General features: G+C 40.4%; 22 protein-coding genes. 5 read left to right on the top strand and 17 right to left on the bottom strand.

Annotated features, from left to right (window positions below):
• Positions 1–60 precede the first annotated feature (60 nt).
• From J1905_RS14735 to J1905_RS14680, 12 genes are all read right to left on the bottom strand, one after another.
• Positions 61–1,383, bottom strand: coding sequence for a PAS domain-containing protein (locus J1905_RS14735; RefSeq protein WP_284445114.1), 1,323 nt, complete (start codon positions 1,381–1,383; stop codon positions 61–63).
• 166 nt (positions 1,384–1,549) lie between these two features.
• Complete coding sequence (locus J1905_RS14730) at positions 1,550–2,467, bottom strand: class I SAM-dependent methyltransferase (protein ID WP_284445117.1); 918 nt, start codon at positions 2,465–2,467, stop codon at positions 1,550–1,552.
• A gap of 191 nt (positions 2,468–2,658) precedes the next feature.
• Entirely contained in the window at positions 2,659–2,982 is a 324-nt protein-coding gene (locus J1905_RS14725; RefSeq protein WP_214228048.1) for a hypothetical protein, read from the bottom strand.
• 31 nt (positions 2,983–3,013) lie between these two features.
• On the bottom strand, positions 3,014–3,208 hold the full coding sequence (locus J1905_RS14720) for a hypothetical protein (RefSeq protein WP_214228047.1): 195 nt from the start codon (positions 3,206–3,208) through the stop codon (positions 3,014–3,016).
• A 166-nt stretch (positions 3,209–3,374) separates the two neighbouring features.
• Positions 3,375–3,971 (bottom strand): DUF4142 domain-containing protein, encoded by a 597-nt coding sequence (locus tag J1905_RS14715; protein ID WP_214228046.1) that lies wholly within the window; start codon positions 3,969–3,971, stop codon positions 3,375–3,377.
• 33 nt (positions 3,972–4,004) lie between these two features.
• A complete protein-coding gene (locus tag J1905_RS14710; protein ID WP_214228045.1) occupies positions 4,005–4,637 on the bottom strand; it encodes a sterol desaturase family protein in 633 nt (210 codons plus the stop codon).
• A gap of 323 nt (positions 4,638–4,960) precedes the next feature.
• Entirely contained in the window at positions 4,961–7,858 is a 2,898-nt protein-coding gene (locus J1905_RS14705; protein WP_214228043.1) for a CheR family methyltransferase, read from the bottom strand.
• A gap of 422 nt (positions 7,859–8,280) precedes the next feature.
• Positions 8,281–9,678: a S41 family peptidase gene (locus tag J1905_RS14700; RefSeq protein ID WP_214228042.1), complete on the bottom strand. Its 1,398-nt coding sequence runs from the start codon at positions 9,676–9,678 to the stop codon at positions 8,281–8,283.
• A 46-nt stretch (positions 9,679–9,724) separates the two neighbouring features.
• Complete coding sequence (locus J1905_RS14695) at positions 9,725–10,873, bottom strand: helix-turn-helix transcriptional regulator (RefSeq protein ID WP_214228040.1); 1,149 nt, start codon at positions 10,871–10,873, stop codon at positions 9,725–9,727.
• 208 nt (positions 10,874–11,081) lie between these two features.
• A complete protein-coding gene (locus J1905_RS14690; RefSeq protein WP_214228039.1) occupies positions 11,082–11,639 on the bottom strand; it encodes an ester cyclase in 558 nt (185 codons plus the stop codon).
• Between the two features lie 140 nt (positions 11,640–11,779).
• Positions 11,780–12,844, bottom strand: coding sequence for a DUF2652 domain-containing protein (locus J1905_RS14685; RefSeq protein WP_214228038.1), 1,065 nt, complete (start codon positions 12,842–12,844; stop codon positions 11,780–11,782).
• A gap of 205 nt (positions 12,845–13,049) precedes the next feature.
• Complete coding sequence (locus tag J1905_RS14680) at positions 13,050–15,281, bottom strand: TlpA family protein disulfide reductase (protein WP_214228037.1); 2,232 nt, start codon at positions 15,279–15,281, stop codon at positions 13,050–13,052.
• A gap of 317 nt (positions 15,282–15,598) precedes the next feature.
• Here J1905_RS14680 and J1905_RS14675 point away from each other — a divergent pair, with 317 nt between their 5' ends.
• Entirely contained in the window at positions 15,599–15,967 is a 369-nt protein-coding gene (locus J1905_RS14675; protein WP_214228036.1) for a hypothetical protein, read from the top strand.
• A 59-nt stretch (positions 15,968–16,026) separates the two neighbouring features.
• Here the strand turns inward: J1905_RS14675 and J1905_RS14670 are convergent, their stop codons facing one another.
• The 4 genes from J1905_RS14670 to J1905_RS14655 form a co-directional block, all read right to left on the bottom strand.
• On the bottom strand, positions 16,027–17,145 hold the full coding sequence (locus J1905_RS14670; protein ID WP_214228035.1) for a PepSY-associated TM helix domain-containing protein: 1,119 nt from the start codon (positions 17,143–17,145) through the stop codon (positions 16,027–16,029).
• Complete coding sequence (locus J1905_RS14665) at positions 17,142–19,508, bottom strand: TonB-dependent receptor (RefSeq protein ID WP_214228034.1); 2,367 nt, start codon at positions 19,506–19,508, stop codon at positions 17,142–17,144. The genes J1905_RS14670 and J1905_RS14665 overlap by 4 nt, the downstream gene beginning before the upstream one ends.
• Positions 19,509–19,719: 211 nt before the next feature.
• Entirely contained in the window at positions 19,720–20,103 is a 384-nt protein-coding gene (locus J1905_RS14660; RefSeq protein WP_214228033.1) for a hypothetical protein, read from the bottom strand.
• A 185-nt stretch (positions 20,104–20,288) separates the two neighbouring features.
• Positions 20,289–21,728: a S41 family peptidase gene (locus tag J1905_RS14655; RefSeq protein ID WP_214228032.1), complete on the bottom strand. Its 1,440-nt coding sequence runs from the start codon at positions 21,726–21,728 to the stop codon at positions 20,289–20,291.
• 116 nt (positions 21,729–21,844) lie between these two features.
• Here J1905_RS14655 and J1905_RS14650 point away from each other — a divergent pair, with 116 nt between their 5' ends.
• Both J1905_RS14650 and J1905_RS14645 read left to right on the top strand, forming a co-directional pair.
• Positions 21,845–22,195, top strand: coding sequence for a YciI family protein (locus tag J1905_RS14650; protein ID WP_214228031.1), 351 nt, complete (start codon positions 21,845–21,847; stop codon positions 22,193–22,195).
• 53 nt (positions 22,196–22,248) lie between these two features.
• A complete protein-coding gene (locus J1905_RS14645) occupies positions 22,249–23,481 on the top strand; it encodes an RNA polymerase sigma factor (RefSeq protein WP_214228030.1) in 1,233 nt (410 codons plus the stop codon).
• A gap of 151 nt (positions 23,482–23,632) precedes the next feature.
• Here J1905_RS14645 and J1905_RS14640 read toward each other — a convergent pair whose 3' ends face one another.
• Complete coding sequence (locus J1905_RS14640) at positions 23,633–24,388, bottom strand: SDR family oxidoreductase (RefSeq protein WP_214228029.1); 756 nt, start codon at positions 24,386–24,388, stop codon at positions 23,633–23,635.
• A 183-nt stretch (positions 24,389–24,571) separates the two neighbouring features.
• Here J1905_RS14640 and J1905_RS14635 point away from each other — a divergent pair, with 183 nt between their 5' ends.
• Together J1905_RS14635 and J1905_RS14630 are read left to right on the top strand one after the other, a co-directional pair.
• Positions 24,572–25,144, top strand: a complete 573-nt coding sequence (locus J1905_RS14635; protein WP_214228028.1) for a Crp/Fnr family transcriptional regulator — start codon at positions 24,572–24,574, stop codon at positions 25,142–25,144.
• A gap of 153 nt (positions 25,145–25,297) precedes the next feature.
• Positions 25,298–26,383, top strand: a complete 1,086-nt coding sequence (locus tag J1905_RS14630) for an NAD(P)H-dependent flavin oxidoreductase (RefSeq protein WP_214228027.1) — start codon at positions 25,298–25,300, stop codon at positions 26,381–26,383.
• Positions 26,384–26,468 lie beyond the last annotated feature (85 nt).

Here is a 26,468-nt window from a genome sequence, read left to right as displayed (position 1 = left end):
ATTAGGTTTTCAGCCTTTAAAAAGCCGACGCAAACCGAACTCATTTTGATTATCATTCTTTCAGGTTATACCGCTGTTTTTGATTTTTAATTGCTGAATCTCATTTTTTAATTGCTGAATCTCGTACTTGAATTTGGTAATGTCTCGTTGAATAGAAATCCAATGTGTCACTACGCCTTCATCGCTTAATATTGGTGAAATGGTAATGCTAATATGGTATTCCACACCTAATTTGGTATAATTAACCAATTCAACGCTACATGTAGTTTTTCCTTTTAATGCTTCTTCAAATGTTTCCAGCCCTTGCTGCTCAATATTTTGCCCATGGAAAATAGCAGAGTCCTTACCAATTAGCTCATCACGGGTATAGCCTGAAATGTTCAACATGGCTTGATTTACATAGACGATTGGCGTCCCATTATTTTGGTCGGCATCTAGTACCATTATACCATCCAGGGTATTGATCACTACTGATTCCAAGATTTTGGACCATTTTTCCTCTTGCATACGCTTGTGAACCTCCTGCATTTTCGAAGTAACATCAGTTGCATTGCATACGAAACTTTTCACCGCTTCATCCTGGATTAAATTTTTAAGCTTTACCTCTAACCAGCGCCATTCCCCATGTATAGTCTTAAATCTAAAAGGAGAAAGATGGATACTTTTTATAGGTTGTGTCTCGTTGATTTCTGCTACAATTCTGCGTTTATCATCGTAATGGATAAAATCCAGCGCCTTTTCACCTATGAGGGAATCAGGAAATATCCCTAAAACAGCTAAAGAGGAAGGGCTTACAAATGTAAAATTGAAATCACTATTGAGAGTCGCTATTAATTCTGTGCTATCCTGTATAAGAGATTTGAATCGTCTGTCACTTAAAGCAAGTCTTTCTTTAGTACTTACAAATGTAAAATTGAAATCATTCTTGAGAGTCGCTATTAATGCTGTGCTATCCTGTATAAGGGATTTGAATCGCCTGTCGCTTAAAGCAAGTCTTTCTTTAGCTTTTAAAACCGAAGTAATGTCCAAAATTAATACTGACCTGGCGGCTTTCCCTTTAAATTCGATATAAGTGCTTGCAATAGTAACTTGGATTACCTCCCCATTTTTTTTAATATGACGGTGGTTATATCGATAAGATTTTCTAGTCCTTCTACTTTCATTAACTACATCAATGATGGAACAAATGTCTTCGACCGGTCTTATGTTCAAGATGGTCATGCTTAGGAATTCTTCGACACTGTAGCCATATTGAGTAACTGCGGCCGGGTTTACTTCCAGGAATTGAAAATTCTCTGAATCGAAGATCCACATCGGAAGGGGACATTGCTCAAAAAAAATGTCATGAGCGTTGCGATTACTAATTGTAGAATTACAATGCATAGAATGAGATGGTTGTCGGTTAAAATAATTCAGGGGGAAATTATCGTAAATATAACCAATATTTTTTTTAGCTATAATATTTGACGCCGAATAACATGTTCAATAATCTCTCCTGCATTCTGTTCCATAACTTTAATTGTTCTGAAGGATTGCTAAATAAAATTGATCATACAGCGGGACAATTGGCCAGCCCGGACAAGGGATTGGACTGTACGCCTTTCTCCTGAATCAGTACCTTGTACTTACTACCCATGTCCACCAGCAGGATATGGTTGAGAAATGTCGCCTGTTTGGCTGCCTGAACGATGTCTTCTTCTGTCGCAAGTACATTTAGGAGGTATTCGCGGAAACCGAGACAAGTCAGAAAGTAACCCTGATCTGTAAATCCGCTTTCTTTCAATCCATTTTTTGCTCCCCAATGGCTTAGTGCAGTGAAATTTACATGGGAGGTGATGTCCTGTTCTCCTATATGTGTATAAAAGGAATCATTGACTGCATGTTGGTGATAACAGATTAAAGTTCCTCCATCTTGGTTGGCGTTATAGATGCGGTGACCTTTATATCCGTAATCGATGGTAATTATATACCCGCTTTTTAAGGTTGAGGCAATGCTTGTAATCCAGTCCAGGGCTTCCAGGTTGATCTCAGTTGCGTATCCTCTGGGAAGTTTGATGTTGAGTTCAGAGAGATAAGCCCGGAGTGCTGATTTAGCGGGTTTTAATTGTTCTGCATAACCATTTTCATAGTCTACATAGACTTCCATGAGTATTTTTTTCATCACTACCCGGTGTACAGCAAAATTGTCAACCAGTTCATTAGACAAGATACAACCCTGGATTTGGCCAATCTCCGTGATGTCCTGGTACCATTCTACCTGATCAGGTAAATGCAGTCTTGCCAGTTGCTGCATCGCCTGACTTTTTTCTATGATACAGTAGCGTAGCAATGTATACATTTTTTTATTGGCTTTCAGGTAATTGAGTATAGCCTGACAAAGCTGGCCGGTTCCTGCTCCGTATTCTACGACCGTAAAGGATGTACACCCCATGAACTTCCACATTTCTTCCAGCTGTTTGCCCAGCATGGCGCCGAAGACTGGACTAAGGGTAGGACTGGTGTAATAATCGCCCTGTTTCCCTATTGGCGTCTTACCTTTGCCGGTGTAGTAGCCCTGATTTGGGTCATATAAACACCTTTCCATAAAATCATGAAAGGACATAGGTCCTTGTGATAGGATTTGCCCTGCAATGGATGCTGATAGGCCCATGATTTCGCTTAGCTCAGCTCTTTATCCCTTAAGGTGGGGACTCTCGGCCCTGAACCTAGTCGGGCTACGAGTTGGTAAAAAGTACTTGGTTTACCATTAGCTTTTTGTTCCTGGTATAAAAAGTCAAGTTCTTCTTTTTCAAAATCATTGAAGAAATCTTCCCAACTTATCTCCTGGAGTTCGTTTGCCTTACCAAATTCTGGGAAATGAATTTTCAAAGTACCTTCCTCGTCGTTTAATGCTGTTCTTATTACCCGGGCGGGGATGCCATTTCGTGCTTCGGCCCATTGCCTGATGGTTTGGTGATTATGTGTTTGATTAGAAGTGCTCATGATGCTTAAGTTTAATTTCGTGATACTGCAGCTAAGGCTGTCCTTTAGCCATGGTACCTGTATTCATTGCTGTGGTATCTGCCGGAGCTGCACCCATATCTGCTGTATCTATTGTAACGGTATCGGTTATGAGCAAGTCCTTTGCATCCCTTTGATGATCCTTTGAACCGCATCCCACAATGCTGATCGCAATGGCTATAAAAAGTACTTGTAGTTTCTGCTTCACGATTTTAAGCTTAATACGGGCTACTCGACTGTTGTCCGACAGTACCTCAAGTAGCCATTGTGCAGTATCTTGTTATAAAACAAAGCAGGTTTTCAAAAGTTTATAAAACTTATAGACTTTTCCAAAGTCATAAAGCAGAAAAACTCCCTAAGTATTATGTTTAGGGTTACCTGATGGAGCCGGGTAGTTCATAGGCGCCTTGACGTTGCATTTGCAGGACTGGTAAGAACTTTTGTGCAAAGTGACTCACTTCACCATCCGGGCTGTTTAATGCAGATTTAAAGAGTTCGATATATTTGTCAAGTTCATGAATGACTATTTTCAGGTATAGTTTTTCAAAGTATTCGTTCTTCATGGTATTCATTTCCTGGACTTGCCGTTGCTGTTTTTGTTGCAGCACACCGGGTAATCTAAGTCCCTTTGTAGCCGACAGCGCACTGATTTCTAAGTTGATCCTACTGTATTCCTGTATCATTTGCTCTGCGAAACTCTTGATGTCGGAATCTTGTGCTTTATCAATGGCCAGTTTGCCGATGGCAATTTCAAACATTCCCCCCAAAGCGATCTGTTGAATAAACATGTCTACCTGGATGCTGTTTTCCAGTGAAGCGGAATCCGCTACTTTTTTATTCCTTATCGGGTTAGCCGTAGTAACTGTAACTGTGTTATCTTTGGTTTCTGCGTTATTTTCTTGTTGGCAGCTTTGAATGGTTAGCAGAATTACCATGATGATGAAATTGCGGTATGTTGTTGATGCCTTCATGTTTTTAACTTGATGTTTAAGCCCGAATTAAAATCAATTGATATGATCAGGTAAGGTCCCAAATATTTTGTCCCATAACAGAGAGCTTACTCCGAAGGCTTTATCTGGATTTTTGTAATGGTGTAAATGGTGGTTCCGCCATAGCACTTTTAGGTACCTAGGTGGTCGGTAAGCATGGATAGCAAAATGAATGGAAACATAAATGAGGTATCCGCTAATAAAGCCGGAGAAAAATACCAGTGCGGATGCCAGGGATCTCGATACCAGATAAGAAACTCCGCAGAAAATGAGTAGCATCACTGAAGACATCAGTATGCTGGGTACGAGAGGCATAAAGAGTCTGGCTTGGTCTCTTGGAAACTCATGGTGGTTTTCATGAAAAATATAGACCAGACGTTTGCCTGTTACACTTTTGGCCTTAAAATGAAATAGAAAACGATGGACCAAATATTCAAAAAGGGTCCAGCTGAACATCCCGGCCAGAAATAAGAGAACAATGAGGCCTACAGGAAGATGCAATTTCGATCCTGCATAGTAGACAAGATACACATTTAGGGGGATGTATAGCGCATAAATGACCCAGGGTTTGGTTTTACTGAGCATTTCCAGATACGGATTTTTGAATATCTTTGCTTGTCCTTTGTTGTTAATCGTCACATTATTCATGTCATTTCCTTTCTTTTAAGATTGAACCTGAAAATATTGAAACCAAGTACGAAAAAACAGGAGCGCTAATTGTTACTAACCTGAAAAAGGATAGGCAGTATCTAAAACCTCATAGCTACTTTACAGCAACATAACAATTGGGGATTTTAATGGTTTTGACGAAAAGAGACGAAATCATATTACTGAACACTTTTTAGGTGATTTATCCTTTGTTGTGTACTGGGTATCACATTATATCCTTCCTAATTAGAAGGAATAATGAATTATCTTCAAATATCACTTTGACGATGTACTAAGAAATACGGCACAAAAGTTAGGGACGATCAATCACTTTCTAGAAGCTCGTCCAGTTTACTGTCGGTAACATCTTGCATGACCCCGGTCAGGTATACCGCTGTTGCATCCCTGTTAAGAGAAAGACTCCCTATTGCCCTGATCCAGCAGTGGCCATTGTCGTTCAACCTGGTGATCGGAAACTCGACCACAAAATTTACATCATTGAGTATGGACGCTTCAATGGATTTCAGTACCATTTCCTGATGGCTGTTTTCGATTTGTGCAATGACATTATCCAGGTTAAGTTGCATTTTGCTTTCAAAGCCAAATATCTCTTTTAGGCGCTGAGAAGAGAAAAAATCCCGGTTCTGTACATCTATGGACCAGATTCCCATTTCAGAGGCATCTATTCCCAGGGTAAGCATCCTTGTACGCTTGTCCAGCTGATACTGGGTCTTTTTAAGCTCGGTCACATCATAAAAAGTGATGATGGCGCCGTCAGGCTCCTGACTACCCTTTCTTAAATATGGACTGGTCATCACCTGATAGAGTCTTCCTTCGTTGTTTTCTATCTCTTTAACAATTACTTCGCCACTTTGTATTACTTTTTTAATGTCGTCTATCAGTGTTTCAAACTTGATATTCGTTGTAATGTTACTCAATGGACGTCCGATATCGCTCTCCCGTATATTGATGTGGTCCATTGCTCCCGGGGAATATTTTTTTAGCAGCACATCCTTGTCCACAAATAATTGACCATTTACATTACTGCGGAAGTAATTATTAAGGTCATCATTCAGTTCGGTCAGTTCATTGATCGTATATTTATGTGCAGCATTGACTGTTTCTAGTTCCTCATTTATCGAATGGAGTTCTTCGTTTGCACTTTGCATCTCCTCGTTCGAGGAAAGTAGTTCTTCATTAAAGGCCTGCATTGCCTCTCTGGACATTTTCAGAAACTCATTAGATGAGGCCAGATCAAGTCTTGCCTGCGTCAGATCTTCCTCCATCTGGGCAATGTATTCAGAAGTCTGGATATCAATCTTGAAATCAGGTACCTGAACATGTTTTTCAGCTGCATCCGACTTTCTAAAAAGAACCAGCATGCCAACGGTACTGTTTTTCCTATCTGTGTACGGACTGATAATCAGATCCGCCATACTATGCTTGGCGGTTTCCGGTTCCGTAAAGCTGATGTTGTTGATTCTTTCCCTTTGGCTTGATTTGACTACTTTCTGAAGTGTTGCACTGAATGCAAGCTTGAGGTTTTCCGGTAAAAGTTCCTGGAGCGTAAATTTGAACCGTTCCTGTTTAAGGTAGGGGCTAAGGTCCCCAAAAGCCCGGCTGACTTTCCCATCTTCAGTGATGATTACCCCTGAAAAGCCACTTTCAGAAAGAATGACTTCACTCAGATCCGGAGCCAGATTGGCTTGCCCTGGCAAGCTTACGGCTTTGATTTCGTTTTTGATTTCGTTTTTGTCAAATTTCATAGAAAAATCATTGAAAGGGGTGGTTAATTGACTATCAAAGTCCAGGATACGGTCTGATTTGATACTCTGGTAAATTTTCCATTTGGTGCTGATCTCTGTAAAGGTATCTTGAGCGATCGAAATATTTTCGCTAGAACCCAGGAAAAGGTAACCATTTTTTCTAAGACCAAATCCCAGTTTAGACAAGATTTGCTTTTGCAATACAGGCTTGATGTAAATGAGCATGTTTCTACAGCTGATCAAATCTACATGGCAATAGGGGGGATTCTTGGTCAGATCATGCCTGGCAAAGATCAACATCTCCCGTATTTCCGGTTTGATTTTAAAACTATTAGGCGCTCGGTCAAAGAATTTTGTCAATCGTTCAGCGGAAACTGTTTTACTAATATTGTTAGAAAAAATACCTTTTGCAGCCTGCTTTACTGCAGTTTCATTGATGTCGGTAGCAAAGATCTTGACTTCTAAATTAATCTCATGTCTTACCAGGTATTCTTTGATAAGAATAGCCAGAGAATAGGCTTCTTCTCCTGTTGCACAGCAAGTTACCCACACTTTCAATAATTCGCCGTCTGACTTGGAAGCAATGATCTTTGGAATCACTTCACGCTCCAAAATCTCATAGGCTTCCACATCTCTGAAGAATGAAGTTACGCCGATTAAAAAATCGCGGATCAGCAGTTCTACTTCCTGGGGATTTTTTTGCAGGTAGGTCAGGAAGGAATCTACCTCAGCGATATTATGATGGGCCATCCTCCTCCTGATCCTTCGCTCCAAGGTGCCATTTTTATAATTGGTAAAATCAAAGAGAGACTGGTCTTTGATGAGCTTTACAAAGTTGGACAATCCCTGTTCACCGATAGGGGATTGCAGGGAAATATCTACTTCATTTCTTTCTGTGATGTATCGTTGAATGGCAGCTGGCAAGGCTTCGGCCGAAAAGACATAGGGAGTATCTATAACGCCCAAAGCAGACCTTGGCATCCCGTCATATTTGGCGTCGTTCGGATCTTGCACCATGACCACACCACCGGCATTTTTGATTGCGATTCCTCCATAGGACCCGTCACTGCCTACACCCGAAAGTACAATACCTATTGCTTCGGCTCCACGTTCCTGAGCAAGGGAGATGAAAAATGCATCTATGGTCATATGTGGTAGTGATTGTCCTTCTTTATCGATCAGGAACAAACGACCTTCACTAATCCCCATGTATTTTGTATTTGGGATCAGGTAAACCTTATTGACTTCCACAGTCATCCCTTCATTGGCCTCCAGTACTTCCAATTCACTATGGCGGGAAAGGATTTCCACCATCCTACTCTTAAAATCCGGTGAAAGGTGGGGGATGATAACATAGGAGATTCCGTCCATTGGAGTGTGTTCAAAAAAGGCCGAAAGAGCTTCCAATCCTCCAGCAGAGGCACCAATAGCAACGATATATTGTGGTTCTTTCATAGGAAACAAGTGATTATCTAAGGCAAAAAAATCTCCCTAGTGTTGGCTAGCTAAGTTTAATTATCAGGCAGTCACTTGATTAAGGTGGGTTTTGAAATTTATTGTCTGCGAATTAAATCCACCATAAATTTAAGTAAAAATATTTTATTTGAAAAGTAATTAAATCCTGCACTAACGGGTCTGGTAAGTCACCGAAATCCAGGTCATTTTTTTTCAATCAAACTTACTATTCAATTTAACCTATTGAATAGTAAGCTTGATTCTTTTCCCAAGGGGTATTGGGGGAATGACCCTTTTATTTGAGTATCAGAGTAAGCTATGCTCGAACTCTGGCACGCTGCTGGGCAGGGAAGAATCCTGAAATATCTTGAGTAAATCGAACATACGACAAGACAGTTCTGGTACGTTAAATTTTTTGATGTTTAAGGCTTGATGAGGGTCAGCGTTTTTTCCAGAATCACGTCGCGTTGTTTCAAAATGTCAGCAATGGTGGGTAGAACAAAGTAGTCAACCGGAACCCCTGCATGTCCAACAGCCGGGTCTTTTAGGTGCATGTGAAAAGCCAAAAGCGGAATGTCGAGTCCCAGCTTTGTGTTCGGGAGGCTGACTCTGGTGAAATCACCACTGGTGTTGCCTTTATAGGCACCTCCGCTTTCCTCACCCACAAGGATTGCTCTTTTGTTGGTTTTGGCAATTGCTGCAAATTCACTGGTTACTGAAAAACTACGTCCGTTTTGTAGCAAATATACTTTCCCCTTAAAGGTTTCAGGTTGTGGCTGCTGAAGCCCCAGGCCTGGCAACATTTTAAAGCGGAACTCCCCGCCATCTTGTTCTACATATTTTAGCATTTCATTCATTGCCGGAGGAAAGGTCGCATGTTTAGCAAATGAAAAAGGTCCTTTTGAAGCCACGTTAAGGTGATCGTAGTAATTGAAAGGAGTATCAGAGAGATAAGAATACAGCAGGATGCCCAGCTTCTCCGAACCTCCTTCATTGTCTCTCAGGTCAAGGATTAGCGAAGAGATATTGTGCTTTCTGATCTCCGCAAAGCTATTCTTTAGGAAATCTTCAAAAGAAATATTTCCGATGTGTTCAAAAAAAACTGGTATCCTGAGCAGGGCAGTCCCTTGCTGAGGATAGGAAAGCTTAAGAGGGTCTTCTTTAGGCTGTTCTTTTTTAACCTGTTCTTTACTCACTGAAGGGAAAGTTCCGGTTTGTTTTTTTCCCTTTGAATCCATGTATCCGATTTGAAATGATTTTGATACGCCCATATAATCTGCATAATAGCCTTCAAAGTACATGTTCAATTCCTGGTACTTGGAGCTGGTCACATCCCCGTCAGCGAAAATTTGATTAAAGAGCGTTTTAATCACACCAGAAATGGGCTGTTTGTTTATGCTGATGATTTCTGTACCCGATTCAAGTGTCTGATCCTGAAGGTAAGAATTTCTCAGAAAGGCTCTGCTATTAACAAAGTACAATTGAAAAGGAAAATACCCTTTCTCGTGAAAAGCATAGTGATCGTCTGGTTTTCCATCACGATGGAATTTAGTATGCCCGTCTTTGATGCCGGCCAGAAAAGGATTCAGTAGTTTCAGGAACTGCAGCTCCGTCATGTCCTTATTCAGCTGGTGTTCCAGTTTGATAAAGGATTTGTCCGTCTCCGCTTTTGACCTGTACCTATAAAATCCGGCATGGGCTTCTTCCAGAGCTTGTCTCGCTACTTTTAAGTCCTGGTGTAGTTCAGCAGGAGTATACTTTTGTTGTGCGGTGGTTAGCATGCTAAAAAAAATACATGCCAACAGAATGGTTGATCTCATTTTCATTTTTTTGGCAAAATTAAGCTTCACAGTTATTGCTGTCGACTTAGCCGACAAGATTGAACGGGATATTTTTGCTTTTTTGGAAGTTTGAGGGAGTAGTATTTGTAAATTTTTTAAATGCATTGTTAAAAGTTGCTTTGGAATTGAAGCCACAGTTTAGCGCGATGCCAAAGATAGTCAGATGTGTATTTTTAGGGTCCAGTAAAGCAGACTTTACAGCTTCGATCCGGTAATAGTTGACAAAATCATAAAAGCTTCTCCCGGTATACTCGTTGATGGTCTGGGAAACATGATGCCTGGACTTTTGGATTTGGGCAGAGAGGGTATCGATCGTGAGATCGGGGTCCAGGTAAGACTTTTGGACTTCCATTTTGGTGATGACTTGCTGATACAACTCATCCCGCATGCTCGGTGTCAGCCCCGATTTTTCATATTTTTCTTTTGGAAGGTATTTTTCCTTCTCAACGGATTTAAAGATTTCAGGTTGTATCAATATGCGATAGGCGACCCAGTACCCCATTAGGACTACCATAATATAATTGTAATGGTAAAGATGATGAATCACAGGTAAATTCCACTTTTTTCCATAAAATCCAAGCGCCGAAATCAAAAGGATGAGCAATATTCCATACAAGAACTGGCCGATATAGTTCAGCTTCCTATTGTTCAGATCTGAAAAGGTTTCCCTGATCATTTTCTGGTACTTCTTGAAATGGATTAGCGAAATACTTAAATAAAACACTAGCATCAACAAGTTAAACTGGTTCAGATAACCAAAATCGGCGGTACTCCAGCCCTGAAAGTTACTGATCAGTATTTTTTTTTCTCCTGCAGTCTTTAAAAACCAGGGAGCGAGTATAGTAAGGTAAACGGCAAAAGGTAGGAGATGAATCAGTTCCTGCCTTTCCATTTTTTTTGATACTGAAGTGAATTTTTTTACGAAAAGATAAATGAGCGGACCAAATAAACTGAGTTGCAGCCAGGATATCCTGGTCATGTGTGGGAAACTCAGGAAGAAAGCCTTGGTATCAAACGCATTGAGAATAGCCTGAAAAGATGCCAAAAGTAAAAAGCTGAATAACAGGAACAATACACTATTTATCTTCCTGTTCTTTATTAAAAACAGGACAAGAATGAAAATGTTGATGAGACCTGCTACAACAAAATACCTGAAAAACAAATGAGGCTCCATAATTTTTTTAAAAAAGCATGGCTTTCCACAGATAACCCCATGCCTGTGTTAAAAATAATAGTAATAAATCAAATATTAAAGGCTTTTATAGAGACATATCTGGCTTATAAGCTTGTTCAATTTCTTCATTGCTATTTATGACAACTCCATCACCAATATCATATTTTTAATGGTGAAGGGATGTTAACTAATGATGGCCCCTGTGTGATCACTTTGCTAAGCCAATCTGTTTCATCAAACTTTGATTGTCCCAAAACAATTGTTCTTCTATCATTACACCGTCTTTCCAAATACCTATGGTACACATAGGAAGTTTAAAGGATTTTCCCGTAGCCGATATTGAAGTCCCATCCGCGAGTATCATTGGCTTGGTAAAGGTACCCTCAGTATATCCCGTTACTGCAGTGTAAATTCCTGAGCCAAAACGTATAGGATGTACAGTGATTTTCGTATCGGGCGCAAAGGTAAACAAGGGATTTAATTGCTTAATATGCTCTTCAATACCATAAGTAATGCTGCCATCAGGATATATTACTTTAATGTTTTGGGCGTGCGTTTCGTGTAGACGTTTCCAATCTTGTGTGCTATAAACCACAAAATCTAATGTGTCAAATTTGACTAGATTCGCTTCAGTTTTTGCTCTTGCTTTTAAAATTTCCTGTAGTTGTTTTTTGGCGTTTACAACCTCTTTTTTTGTCTGTGCGTTTGCACTAATTGTTAATGTGATGCACAGCACCGCGATTAACAGTGATTTTGAGCTCATCATTCTTTTGATTTTTAATTAGTATTCAAATTTTACAACAACTATTTTCAAAAATTGTTTATTTATCATAGTTGGGTATTTCCTGACTTTTTCTCAAAATAAAATCTGTTCATGGTTCGAAGATTAAATGCTGAAGTGAATTGTTATAAAGGAATCTTTTGTAATAATGGAACTATGTTTTCTAATGATTTCTGAAGCATAGCTTCCTGTTTTTTCTGATCTGATGGTCTTGAAATAAGATTAGTAATCCAGTTGCTGTTTTTATAAATAGCTATGGTAAGTTTTGTTTCCCTGTCTGTTTGCTTGATTAGGGTGAAATAAATTACCTGATCTCCTTTTTCATTTGTTTCACTGAATTCTATTCTATCATCTGTATAAGAATAGCTGCTGGAATAGTACAGTGTTTTTCCGTTGTTTAATGTCCATTTACTCTTCATACCGATCCTTGGTAAAAAGTGATGGAGTTCCTCTACTTTTTCTACACCTTCCCACCAGAGGTGGCGGAATTCAAATGCACCTGTAGCATGAAATAAGGTGATGATGTCAGTTTTGTAGACACTTGAAGCAGACTGTACTTTCTTTTTTCCGGAAAGGCTTAACGGGGGTAATGGATCATTAGAAATTTCATTTTTTAATTCGCTAAGTTGTGTGTAATGAAAGTGTATTTCTCCAGACTCTGTCTGCTTCATGCTGTCAGTCCAATTCATCCATTCTGTAAAATCAGTAGGAGGGACATGATTTAGGAGGCCTTCGGTAACCAACCAATACTCATGTTGAGCAATGTCGTTCTTCAACAACTGGTGTGCAACAATTACGTCTTTACCAATCAGCTTGCTAAAATTCTTTACATTGTATTTAGTGAACTCTCCGTAGTGTGTAATGACTTTTAAGGAAAGGTTGGCTGCAGAAGTACAAGCCTTGCATTGGCAATACCTCCTCTGATCATAAGCCATCAGATTTTTGTGAAACTGGCAAAACATCTGCGCCACTTGCTGATACAATTCTTTAAGTTGCGGTGGTTCTCCGAATTTATAAAAAAGAATGGCATCACCTTCTATTTCAGAAATTTCAAGACCCATTTGATTTGCATTGATGATCAATTCAAGCAATTCTTGTATAATCACTCGGCTGTGGTTGATTTCAGATTCTGTAACAAATCGGGTGAAGCCACTAATGTCAGGGATAAAAAGCAGGCCTTTTGTTTCCATTTTCTATTAAAGTTACAAACAATAAATACATTAGGCAATCCTCCTTATTAAATTGTACTAGTAAAAACTAGCACCCGATTTGGCTTGAAATAAGGGGGATTTCAGATTAGTATATTTCGGAAAAGTGGGAAAGAACCTGCGTTAGCGAAATCTCCATTTTATTGACATAAACGTTAAAATAATGTGTCAAGCTTCAATATTCGGGCTAAATCTCCCATTTTAAATATTTGCTCAAAATATCTTCGTAATTTGAAAAGAAGGAAATCGTCACATACACTCCATTAGGAAGTAATAGGAGTTTGGTCGGATAGCCTCTGATCTTGAAATCCTTCTCCACTTTTCCGTCAGACATCAGCACCTGGTAGCTGTACTTTTCTTTCGCCATAAAGTCATCTACATTCTTCTTCTTATCATAACAAGCTATCGTGGTTACCACGAGCTTTTCGGGATTGGGGTTCTTCAGATGTATGGCTTCAATTCTATCTATTTCCGCTACACAGGCGCCGCACCAGGTCCCCCAGAAATCTACAAATACAAATTTGTTCTCATGATCTTTATTGGCAACTGTTTTTCCTGACCGCTCATTTAAGGAGAAAGTTGGAATTACGGGAAGTTTACTTTTCAATGCCGAGTTGAAGAAGGCCTTGAAATCACCATTTGGATAAGCTTTCAGGTAGTTTTCTTTCAAAGTGGTATAACGCTCCGGTTCGAGGATCACCATGTCGACATACTTGTTAAGTTTGGCCTCATCATTCATGCCGGTGCTGCCACCGGAAGCTAAATAAAGATCAGTATAGGGAACAAAGGGTGTGAATTTGTATTCGCTTTTTAAACCAAACTCATTGTCTACAATATCCTGTTGGGTAGGCAGGTAATCTGCTGCCATTTGCAAATAGGATTCTTCAGTCTTCCTATCCAGTTTACTTTTACGGTAATAGGCATCTGCCAGGTTCTTTTTGTAAATGATTTTGTTCCCGGTAATGAAGGTTTTAAAGATGAAGGAAGGAATATTTTCTATGGAACCTGAGTCGATCTGATCCATTTTTTTCTTTATCAGATCTATGGTGTAATCGATATAGGCGCTCTTGATGGAATCCGGAACCTGTTTTTTTACGAGCTCATCATAAATCAATATTCGGTAAAGTCCAGCTTTATCATACGCTGTATTGAAATGGGTATTGGCTATTGCCGCCAGCACAGCTTGATCGGTCGATAGCTTTGCCTGTACATAGGTCTTCAGTCCTGTGAGCATATCAGTAACGATCTGGATTTTGAGTTCCTCCAGGTCTTTAATAATGTTGTACGCAGTTTGCAGCGTTGCTTGATCCTGAGTCCGGAAGATCAACCCACCGAAATTCTCGTGTATGGAGTTGGCGGTGTTCGGCATGTTCAACGGATAATAATCTTTTCCTTTAAATTTCGTGAAGGACAACTCAATGGCCCTTTTAACCTTACTAAGATCACCCTTTCCCAGGTCAGCGCGCATTTTATTGTCAATGTCATTCTCACCAGGTAAGCTTTCATAGGGCACTTTCTCGAGAATCTCCTGATAATTGCCACCATTTAGGTAGGTTAAAACGCCGAGCTTTGCACCCAAATACCGGTAGTCATCTTTTGCAAAGCCCTTGTCCAGTGAATCCAATTGTTTCAAGATTTCCGCTTCAACGGTCTGGCTTCCTTTCTCCCGGTGGTGCTGATTAGCCAGTTCCTGAATTTTACGGGTTGCCTTGTTGAAAGGCGTATAATAATCAGCATAGTTCAATTTCGCTTTGGCCTCTGACATAAGCGGAGTAGATAAGCCAATGAACTTATCTTTTGATGTAGTGATCAGGTTAAATTTTGTGATGGTATGTGTAGTGCCCATCTCAGCGCCTTCAGGCGAGCGCTGAGTTACTGTGGTGTCACGGTTAAAAGAACGTACCGGGTGTTTAAAGAAGGGTAAACGCTCCTTAAAATAATCTTCAGAAGCAACCACTTCAAGCAGCTTCTGATGTTTTTCATAACCTTCCGGAATGTTTAGAGCTTTCAGTTTGGCCATGATAGCTGCCCTAATTTCAGGTATTCCGTTTATTGTTGTAATGTTCCCTTTTTCATCGATCTTTAATTCATAGGAGGAAATGGTCATCACTTTCTTTGCAACTGCCATAAAAACAGCCGGCTGTTCTTCAAAAGGAACGGTAGAATCATGAATACCATCGCCCCATTTGGTCAGAAATATTTCCGGTGATGCTTTTAAGGTGTATATGCCGTTTTTATGACTGATCACCTCAAAATTGGTTTTCCAGTACTCATAAGTATTGGAACTATATTGTTTGGCTTTCCGGTCACTGCTGTTTATGGCATCGTAACTAAATTTTTGCCCGGGTTTTAGTTTCAGCATTTGTGCATTTACTGTTCCGCAGATCAGAAGCATAGCAATTAAGAGGTTAATTTTCATAGCGTTTATATTTGAGTTTTTTGAAGATAAGATTTATAATGTATGACTTTAATTTACAAGTATTTACCGTACTTGTAAAATATTTAACCTTATTTAACTTTAGCACAAATCTGTTTGATTATTTTAGTTGGAGACCAGAATAAAATTGTTCAACTTGTATCTCAGTAACCTAGTTCAAAGCATTAAATCTGGTCTGTGGTACCATTTTCTGCAACCAATATTTCATTTCAGAACCTAAATGCCACCCACAAGGAAAAGGGAGATGTCAGCAATACTTATTAACTTGCAAAACGATTTAAAACCAACAAATACCAATAATGAAGCTGCTGAGATTCTATTACTTTACATTCCTTTACCACTACCGGAATAAGCCGGAAAGCTGGGTAGGAGACTTCAGGGGTGTACTATTGGTGGAACTCAGTATGTTCTGGTTCATATTGACTTTATGGCTATTGTTAGATCCCGGATTTTGGTCAATGGGCTCCTGGACAAAGCCCATTGTACTAGCCAGCAACATGATCCTACTTATTGCCCTAAAAATTTATTTAATGAACAAGGGGAGGGCTGAGCTTATCTTTCAGGAATTCAAAAATCATCAATTGAATAACCAAACCAACAGAACAGTCTGCTGGGCAGTGTGGGCAGGATCTTTTGTCCTCTTTTTATTATCAGCCTCACTGCAATAGATACAGTAAAAAATGTTACTAAGGTTGGCAATTCTCATCCTTGTTTTACAAAATCTTTATCATTGTGTCCGCTTCCAGATATCCATATGATGTTTTTTTACTTTTCGCCACCACAATAAAGCGCCTGTAATGGAAAGTAAGCCAGGCAATAATCCGATGATCACATATAATATTTTGATGGGGATACCACCAAAACTGCCGACATGAAGAGGAAAAAATGTGGCTTCTGCCTTTTCCCAAACTCCCTTTTCAGCCAAACGTTCAATAGAGGTTATTTTTCCGGTGTTGGGATCAATCGAAATAGAATTCCCGTTATAGAAAAATGCAGATTGGCCCTTTAGGGTGCCACTTGCCTGGAAATTCTTTCCAGGCTGAGTTGGCAGATAGACTTTTTTTAGCATTAAATCGGGCATGCCTTTTTTAGCATTACTAAGCATTTGGTCTATGTTTTGGAAAGACAAGGTATTTATCGGAGTTGAAACAGTTTGCCTCTTCCAGTATGCGGTGTCTAACGAAAATTTATTCATCCAGAAACCAGTAAAGAAAATGACCACATTAAAAACCAATGCCCAGACCCCCACAACTCTGTGGAGGCCTGAAGATGTAGTTCTCCAATTGTTCCATTTGATCTTTTCTTTAAAGGTTAGGACTTTCCATACATGCTTTCGGTAAATGATCAACCCTGTTAGAGTAGATAAGAGCATAGTGATGCCAAAGATTGTAGCCAACAGCAATCCCGGTATGCCAAGCTGGAAACTCCAGTGAAACTGCAATATCCAATGCATGACGCTTGGATTCAGGTCTTTCAGGTTTCCTTCACGCAAAGTCTTACCGGAGTAAGGATTGATACTGATCATACCCAGATCGTAGGTGCTGATCTTTCCGTCATTCTGATACAGCCTAAATTCATATGCTTCTTCAGGAGTCCCTTCGGGATTTAACCAGGCAATACCTGTCAAGTTCGGACGATCAGTACCAATTTTTCTGTAAAGCGTATCTAAAGACAACACTTTACCAGTAGGTTTCACCTGAAGTAAGTCTGAATTGATCGCATGATCGATCTCCTTTAAAAAGACCAGTGCCGAGCCGCTTAGCCCTAACAATAGCAGGAATATCCCACTGATAAGGCCAAGCCAGCTGTGCAGAGAAAATGCCAGTTTGGTTATTGATTTACTCATTGGATCTGATAGCTTATTCCAATTCTATAATTAAACGGATCACCCAGACCGCCAGAAACAGTGCTTGATCTGCTGCCGGTGAAATAGTGTTTATTCGTCAGGTTATAGGCATTAAACTGAATATTATAGCGCCCTCTTTGGTAATTGATGGCTGCATCTAATACAGTGTACTCCGGGAATACAAAGTTTTGATTGCTGATGAGACCAACCTGATCGCTCACATAGCGAACACCACCGGCTATCCCCAGCCCTTTTAGTGTGGTACCATAAAGGTTGTATTTTAACCAGAGGTTAGCGATGTGTTTTGGTGCATTTGCAAAACGATCACCTTTTTTACCATAGGCGCTTGTGCTCAGGATGATATGTTCGTTATAGGCATATCCGGCGATGATATTAAAATTTTGAATCGTGCCAGTGGCAGAAAATTCAATTCCCCTGCTTCGGGTGCCATCAATGGCTGCCTGGCGATGGGAGTTTTCTTCTGTAGGCGCAGCAGTGAGGATATTTGCATATTTGATTTGGTATACGGACAATGTGGTCGACAATTGCTGATTAAAGAAATTAGCTTTAGAACCCAGTTCGTATTGAGTGGCCTTACGGGTAGGAAATGGACCACCAGAAAGCGCATTATTAGAGGTTTGAGGATTAAAAGACTTAAGGTAAGTACCATAAAAAGATAAATTTTCTAAAGGTAAGTAGACCAATCCAACTCGTGGAATCCATCCGGAGGCCTGCAGTTCATCACCTTGTTTATTATCTCTGGCTGATAGCGGAGTTTCCTTTGCGTCATAGTTATCGTATCTCAAAGAAAGCAGTGCTTTAAGCTGTCGGCCAAAACTAACCTGATCCTGAATGTATAAACCCATTAGATTGGTAATGCGCTTGTTGTCGTCTGCTTCCTCAGTCGGAACATCAGCTCCCGGGATATCATTGCGGTAATCAGGATTAAAAATTGAAATACGGGAAGAGGGCTTGTATTGGTAGTCATTTTTCGTCCAGCCATAACGGTTGTAATCAGCACCAACTATGATCTGATGATTTAAGGAGCCGGTCTTGATATCATAGCTTGCATAAGCCGTCGTTTGCAGGCTAAACCGATCGGTTTCCCAGTCCTGGTACCCTCTGCTGATGGAATCATTTTTGATCTTTCCTAAAGGGATATGATCGGTAAAGTCTAGCACATTTCTTACTGCACGTTGTACGACTGTTAGTTTCAATTTTTCGTTGAAGCTATGGTTAAATGTCAGCGTGGCCGATGAATTGTTGGTTTTTCCATAATCAGTTGGACTTTGGATGGTCAGGTTGTTTGGATAATAATTGAAATCAAAAGTGCCGTCAGCTCTGGTGCGAATAAAAGTTCCATTGTCATATTGGTGAACGGCTTTTTGATGGGCATAATTAACTTCCAGATTAAGATTTGTTTTCTCTGAAAAAAGGTAAGTTAATGATGGTGCCAGGAAAATATTTTCTTTATCCTGGTCGTTACGGAAACTTTCGGATTTGTCGTATCCTATGATCGTACGATACAATAGCTTTTTGTTTTTAGTTAATGGCCCTGTAAGGTCTGCGGATGCCCGACGGAATTTCCAGCTTCCTAATGACAAGTCGATGTTGTATCTGCTTTCTGAAAGTGGTTTCTTGGTTACAAAATTGATAACACCGCCGGGAGCTCCTTCACTAAACAAAGCTCCGGAGGGACCACGAAGTAGTTCAACAGATTCTATGTTATACAATAGTGGTTGCTGACTCCATAGGAAGAGGTTACCTCTTATGCCGTTGTAAAGCAGGAAACTAGCATCATTAGGAGAGTAGGCAGTAAATCCGCGCATATTGAATGAACCACTTCCATTGTTGGCTTTCATGCCCGTGAAAGTACCTGCAAGTTCATTCAGCGTAAAAGCTTGCTTGTCCTGCATTACCTCTGATGAAACGACTTGTACAGACTGTGGGGTTTCAAGCAGCGGAATATCCATTCTGGTCGCACTACTGGATCGCTGTATGTGATAACGTTTCTTGATGCTATTGATGGCTACCTCCTTCAATTCCTGCTTGCTTTCTGAGAGCTGCAAATTGAGAAAGGCATTTTTACCTTCAGTAATGATTAGATTTTGCTTAAGGGCGGTATAGCCTATATTGGAAACGACCAATACATAAGTGCCGGCCGGAATAGCATCTAAGCTGAAATTTCCATCTGAATCTGTTTGCGTGCTGATTCCTGTATTTTGTAATTGAACTGTGGCGCCGATAACAGCTTCATCTTTAGTTGTTACGATACGGCCTTTTAAATTTCCTGAGCCAGGTTGTGCAAAGGATTTACTACTGATAAACAATAGCAATAGTATGCTGAAAATATTGATTTTCATTTGAAAGTATAAAATATGTTAATGAAGCAACCATCGTGTACGATTTTTTGCATACGGTCTGTATCTCTTCATTTTATTCAATTGATAATTTTTGCGACCTGGGTCAGATCAAATTAACCGGCCCGAGTCACATCATGAATTCGACCACAAAAATGGCACGTGGGGTAACCTTAGGATACTCCAGAATTATGATTAATAAGATAAGAATAGATTAGGCAGAAGCGTCCTGAGGTGGTTTGAAGATATCGTTGGTAAAAGAAGAAGGTTTAAACTTTAAGTAGAAAGGATTGAAATCATTAGTTGTTGGCAAAACCTGGGATCCATTTAACTCCAATCTGTTCAATTTGCAAAAGAAGAGCACATTCGCTTTTTCAAGATTCGCTGTTCTTTGCTTTTCTTCATTCTGTTCGGCTTGTTTGAGTTTTTTTGCCAGGACACACCGCCCGTTACAGTGCATTTCCGGTTTGTCTTTATTTTCACAAAAGGCCGAAGCAATGTAGTCCTGATTAATTTTAAAAGCAAGGATGATTCCGAGCTTATTAAAGGACTGCATGACGATCATGAGTAGTAATAAAAGGCAAACTGATCTTCTCAATTATTGGTTTTTTACGGTGGCAAAGGTATTGTTTTTTGCGGTACTGGAGAAGTTGTTTTTACTTTAAGTAATGTGAAATCATTCGGGTTACTTGACTTAGGATTAGTTCTCCCCATTACAGCAGTCCGGATCTGCGTTTTGAAGTGGATGGAGCGAATGCAGCCAGAGCCACATTTGAGTGTTCTCTATTGCTTATTCTTGTTTAGATCATCTACGACAAAGCTTATCCATTTGTTATGGGGGAGATGGCCAAGGTCTCTTTCGGGCTGAAAACCTTTTCCATTGATTGGGGCGGTATCTGTCCAGGATGCTTTCGTATCAGGAATGACAAGATAGAAATCGCTGAATGGAAGTTTTGTTTCCTCGGACATACCCATGTAATCCATCATTCCATAGGTATGTGTACCGTATCTTTTTATCTTTTTGCTTTGTCTGGAAATGTAAAAGAAAAATTCAGTTGAGCTTCCTCCCAGGTCGTCGAAGATAAGGGCAATATTGCCTGGACTTTTGGCAATGGAGTCTGCTGTCAGTAGCATAGAGGGGATAGGGTAAAATGCTGCTTTGGATTGCGGGATTTCCTGGTAAGCTTTTTTATTGATTGCAATAAGTTCTGGAGTATAATTTTTTTTCAAAGAGGGATCGGTTGGGGGATTGTCCAGAAATGATTTTATTTTTGGCATCGTACGCTTTTTGTTTTCTTCAGAAAGTCTTAGCAAGGATGGACCCTGGTCGATAGGGTTGGTGTAAAAGTAAGGCATTAGGTAAAACCAGCCTGAGTTTCCACCGGCATTGCCTCTAAGATCGACGATAAGGTTCTCACTGCTCCTGATTAATGAGTCATTTTTTGCAATGATTTCCCTGATTTTATTGTCGTTGTTGAATGACGCTATCCTCAGCAAGGTGGTTTTGTCATTGAGCTTTGAAATGCCAAGTCCGAAATTATAGTTTTTCCAGGTAGCAAGCTCTGTTTTTTCTGCGGCGTTCATCGGGGTTGGATATTCTCTGCCCCAGATTTCGAAGTTCCAAAGGAAGAGCAATCCACCTCTAATGCGCACAGGATAGTCTGGAGTAATCCAATTGTATTTATCAAAGGTGTATCCGCCGGTGGTTTTGGTGATGGTGCTATAGACAAGTCCCTTTGGAAGTTTTACGTCGTTGCTTTTTACGATGACTGCCTGATACACATTTTTTGCTTTGGGGATGATGGCAAGCTTTATACTAGAGTCTGGATTGGTCCAAATTCCTTCAACTGATCCCGGTTTTATTTTGCTGTAAGTACTACGGAATTGTGCTTCGGTGATTTGGTTGTATTCTTTATTACTGTCATCATTTAAGGCATACTCAAAGTCGAAGTGTTTGTCGTTAAAATAACCGACGTATGCTTTGATAATCTTAAAACAGGCTCTAGGATTTGATGTTCCAACAGCACCTTGTTTGAGTTTTTTTACCAGGGTTTTATATTTGGATATGGTTTTTTCAGTAACTGCTGATGGGAAGCCTGCATAGTTTATTTCTGTTTTTTCAATGACTTTGTCCAGATTCTCCAGGCAATTACAGTTTTTTTGTTGGGAAAAGATATTTGTAGTCAATGCCAACATGAAAAGGGTCAGGTAGATTTTGTTCATATGGTTTGTTTTATTTGGTTCATTAATATAGGTATTAATATCTTTTTTGAAAAAGAATGTCCAATTTTACTGGTTGGGTTGTCAGTGCTTGGTATCACATTAAAAATTAAACGAATATGAATGAGTTTTTATTGATTTTCAGGAGAGATTTTACCAATAAGGAGGCGCAGCCTTCTCCTGAGGAATTGCAACATTCGATTAAAGCCTGGCAAAACTGGTTCGGTGGGATTGCGGCTCAGAATAAACTGGCAAGACCTTTACAGCGCTGGGATATTGCCGGTCAAGTGGTGAAATCGGACAAGCAGGTGATCAATGGTCCCTTTGTGGAGATCAAGGAATCCATTGGAGGGCTGATTATTGTCAGGGCAGAAAACTATGAAGAGGCTGTTGAAATTGCACAGGGATGCCCGATCCTGGAGCTAGGTGGCAATGTCGAGGTACGGATGGCTACTGAGCCTGAGGGTTAAATTTTGGAGATAATATTTTTGCATTCGAGTGTAAAAGCATTTTAGATGTGTATATGGAGCAACATGAATTGATCCCAAACTTATTCAGGAACGAGTACCGGAAAATTGTTTGTGTACTTTGCCGTTTGTTTGGTATCGCTCACGTGGAAACAGCAGAGGATATTGTGAGTGATACTTTTCTTTCAGCTACGGAGATCTGGAGTGTAAGGGGAGTGCCGGAAAATCCAACTGCCTGGTTGTATACAGTCGCTAAAAACAAAACCAAAAATTATTTAAAGCGGGATAGTTTGTTTCAGCAGAAGCTATCTCCTGAGCTTCAGTATCAGGCGGAAAAAATGGAGGAATTTGAGCTGGACTTGTCCATCAAAAATATAGGAGATAGCCAGCTGGCCATGATCTTTACCGTATGCAATCCTCAGATATCCACTGAATCTCAGGTCGCGCTTGCACTGAATCTACTTTGTGGTTTTGGCATTCAGGAGATTGCCGATGCTTACCTGACCAATAAGGAGGTCATTTATAAAAGACTTAAGCGCGCAAAGGACCGGTTGAAAGCAGTAAATATGAAGATTGAACAGCCCGGTTTAACTGAGATCAGCTTACGCATGGATACGGTGCTGACCACATTGTATCTCCTGTTTTCTGAAGGCTATTATTCTACTGCACAAAATACGACACTCCGAAGGGATTTCTGCGCGGAAGCAATGCGTTTGGTTTACCTATTGGCGGATCAGGAAACTACAAATCTTCCTGAGGTAAATGCATTGCTTTCCCTAATGTGTTTTCATGTTTCCCGCTTTGATACCCGTGCGAACTCGGAGGGAGAGGCCATTTTATACGGTGATCAGGATGAAAGCCTATGGAATCAGGAATTGATAGGGCAGGGTAAGTATTATCTGGGTTTATCCGCCAGCGGCAGTCGGTTGACCAAGTATCATTTGGAAGCCGGTATTGCCTATTGGCATACACATAAGGCGGATACTGCTGAAAAATGGCAACAGATTCTTCAGCTTTACAATAACCTGCTGGTACTTGAATATTCGCCCATTGTGGCGCTAAACAGAACTTTTGCACTGGCCAAAGTCGATGGGAAACTAGCAGCCATTGCTGAAGCGGAAAAATTGAAACTTACCGGAAATCATTTTTACTATTCGCTGTTGGGTAACTTGTATACAGATGTCGATGATGCACTTGCTTTACAGCATTACAGGCAGGCACTGCTACTCGCAAGTTCGGATGCTGATAAGCTAATCATCAGCAGACACATCCGGCATCTGGATGGTTAATCTTTAAGAGATTTGTCCAGGTAATTGTCCAGGCTCCATTTGTAAGAGGATAAAGAGGCAAACAGCAACTCAAAAACTTTTGTTAAATGCGAAAGGTCGCCTGTTTTCTGGTCAGACGACCTTTATGGCGTTGAAAGATTGTAATGCTTACTTATCTTAAGTTACCCGGTTTGCGGATCCACTCTCCATAAGTTTGTTTGCCGATGCGAGGCTGATCTCCCGGGACAAGAGACTGGTCATTGATTTCTGCACCAAAATATGGGGCGTGAACGTCTGAGATCACTTGCCTGGTGTCGTTTTTAAGACCCAGGTATTGCCTGACGATTTCATCAAGGCCGATTTTTTCAGGACCGGCTACTTCTGTTGAGCCGTTTAAGGGAGATCCAGTGGTGACTTCTGCTAGTGCAGCAACTACATCTTCAGCTGCAATGGGCTGAAATAATGCAGGCGAAACATGGATCTGATCTCCCTGGGTTCCTGCCTGGGCAATACCGCCTACGAACTCAAAGAATTGTGTAGCATGCAGAATAGAATAAGGAATTCCTGATTCCTGAATCAGTTTCTCCTGTGCCAGTTTAGCCTGGAAATAGGTGTTGGCATTTGGGCGGTCGGTACCAACAACTGATAGCGCGACATGGTGTTTTACATTCGCGTCTTTTTCTGCTGCAATCAGATTTCTTCCGGAAGTTTCGAAGAAATCAAATACTGCTTTTTGTTCAAATGATGGGGAGTTAGCTACGTCGACTACAATATCTGCACCAGTTAATGCTGTAGCAAGTCCCTCTCCGGTAATGGCATTTACCCCGGTAGCTGGGGAGGCAGCTAGTACTTCATGCCCAGCCTCGCTTAAAGTTTTTACCAGTTTTGTTCCAATGAGGCCAGTGCCTCCGATTACGACAATTTTCATATGTTAACGCTTAAATTTTGATTGTTTTACATTGATAACAATCGATATTTTAAAATTGGACAGGCTCCGTTGTTTTTATTTCTCGTTTGTTAACATTCACAAGGCGGTAGTAGCCTGTTGTTCTACGGGATCATTTTTATGTTAACTTTGGGTAAAGTTATTTTTAGAAATAGCACGATTTAGATGAAAGCTAAGGAAGTTTTAAAGGATTATGTCGCAAAAAATGCTACACTGACAGATGAACAGTTTGAATACTTCTTTTCCCATTTTGAGCTTCAGAATTTCAAAAAAGGGCAGGTAATCATTTCCCAGGGGAGCATTGTCGATAGTGAATATTTCGTGATCTCCGGTTGCCTGAAATCTTTTTTCATTAATGAAGAATTGAAAATGTTCATTCTGCAGTTTGCGATGCCAAACTGGTGGGCTTCCGATTTTGAAGCGCTTTATAACCACACCAAAGCTAGTACATCATTAGACTGTATTACCGATGCCGAGGTATTGTGTCTTAGCAATGCAAATCGGGAAAAAATTTGTAGTGAAATTCATGCCGTGGAAAGCTTCTTCCGCTGGCGAACCAATAAGGGCTATGTAGCCAGTCAGAAAAGGCTATTATCGTTCATGAACAATAACGTCAAATTCCGATATGAAGAACTGTTGAACTTATATCCGCAACTCTATAATCTTGTGCCAAAAAATCTGATCGCCGCTTATCTTGGTGTATCAAGGGAGACATTAAGCAGACTTTATCATACCTAAGATGTGATGTAGGTCACCTTAACCGACCGATTTTTCTCCCGTACTTTGTGGTGTAATTAAAAAGCAAATCACATGGAAAATCAAAAATTCATTATTGATACTGTAAAGAGCAATATTGATTGGGTAGGTAAAATAAATTGATAAGTTAAATTTATGTGGTATCAAACAAAAGCATCCAAAATATTAGATATTCGATATCCGATTTTGCAAGGACCATTTGGTGGCAACCTGTCATCTGTTGAGTTGGTAGCAACAGTATCAAACCTGGGAGGTCTTGGGGGCTACGGGGCCTATAATTTAAATCCTGAGGAGATTATCGCGATAGATAAGCAGATCAAATTGGCTACAAATAAGCCTTATAATATGAACCTATGGGTCTCGGATTCCGATGCGTTAGGTGGTTCGGTTTCCGATGAGCAGTTTAATCGCGCTCAGCAATTGTTTAAACCTTATTTCGAGGAGTTAGGAATAGCGCCCCCGGAAAAACCGGCACCGTTCAAAAGCCGGTTCGAAAATCAGGTCGAAGTGATTTTGCATCAGCGCCCACCAGTATTTAGTTTTATGTTTGGAGCTCCGGAAGCGGATATCCTGGAGCAATGCCGTAAACTTGGTATAGTAACCATTGGGGCAGCTACGACATTAGATGAAGCCATTACTTTGGAAGCTGCAGGAGCAGACATGATTATCGCATCCGGCTTTGAGGCAGGAGGACATCGTCCATCGTTCCTGGCCTCAGCGGAAAGCTCTACAATCGGGACATTTGTATTGCTCCAATTGATTAAAGAGAAGATAAAGACACCTGTGATTGCCGCAGGTGGGATCGCTAATGGAAAAGGCGTTGCTGCCGCACTGGCTCTTGGGGCAGATGCAGCACAAATTGGCACTGCTTTCCTAGCCACCGAGGAATCTAATGCTACTGCCATTCATAAGCAAATGCTCTTTTCTGATGCAGCAAAATATACGACCTTAACTCGGGCATTTACCGGCCGGCTTGGCAGAGGAATAAGCAGCCGCATTGCACATGATTTAATTCACCAGGAAAATGGATTTCTCCCGTTCCCTCTGCAGACGCAATTTATGTCACATTTAAGGAAAACAGCTATTGAACAAGAAAAATGGGATATGATATTGTTTTGGGGTGGTCAGATCGCGCCTGTACTGAAATATACGAAGGCAGCTGATTTGATGAAATCAATTTTGGAAGAAACGACGGCATACTTTGATCATCTAAAATCTTAAAATCAGTTGCATCTTATTCGGTTTGCGAAATTGGTGTCTTTGGAACACTCCGATTTACTGTAAAGACCTAATTTGCATGCCTGGC

The sequence above is a fragment of the Pedobacter sp. B4-66 genome (assembly GCF_018492665.1).
GTDB lineage: Bacteria > Bacteroidota > Bacteroidia > Sphingobacteriales > Sphingobacteriaceae > Pedobacter.
Note: the sequence above shows the minus strand (reverse complement) of the source record. Positions and strands in the feature narration are given on the sequence as shown.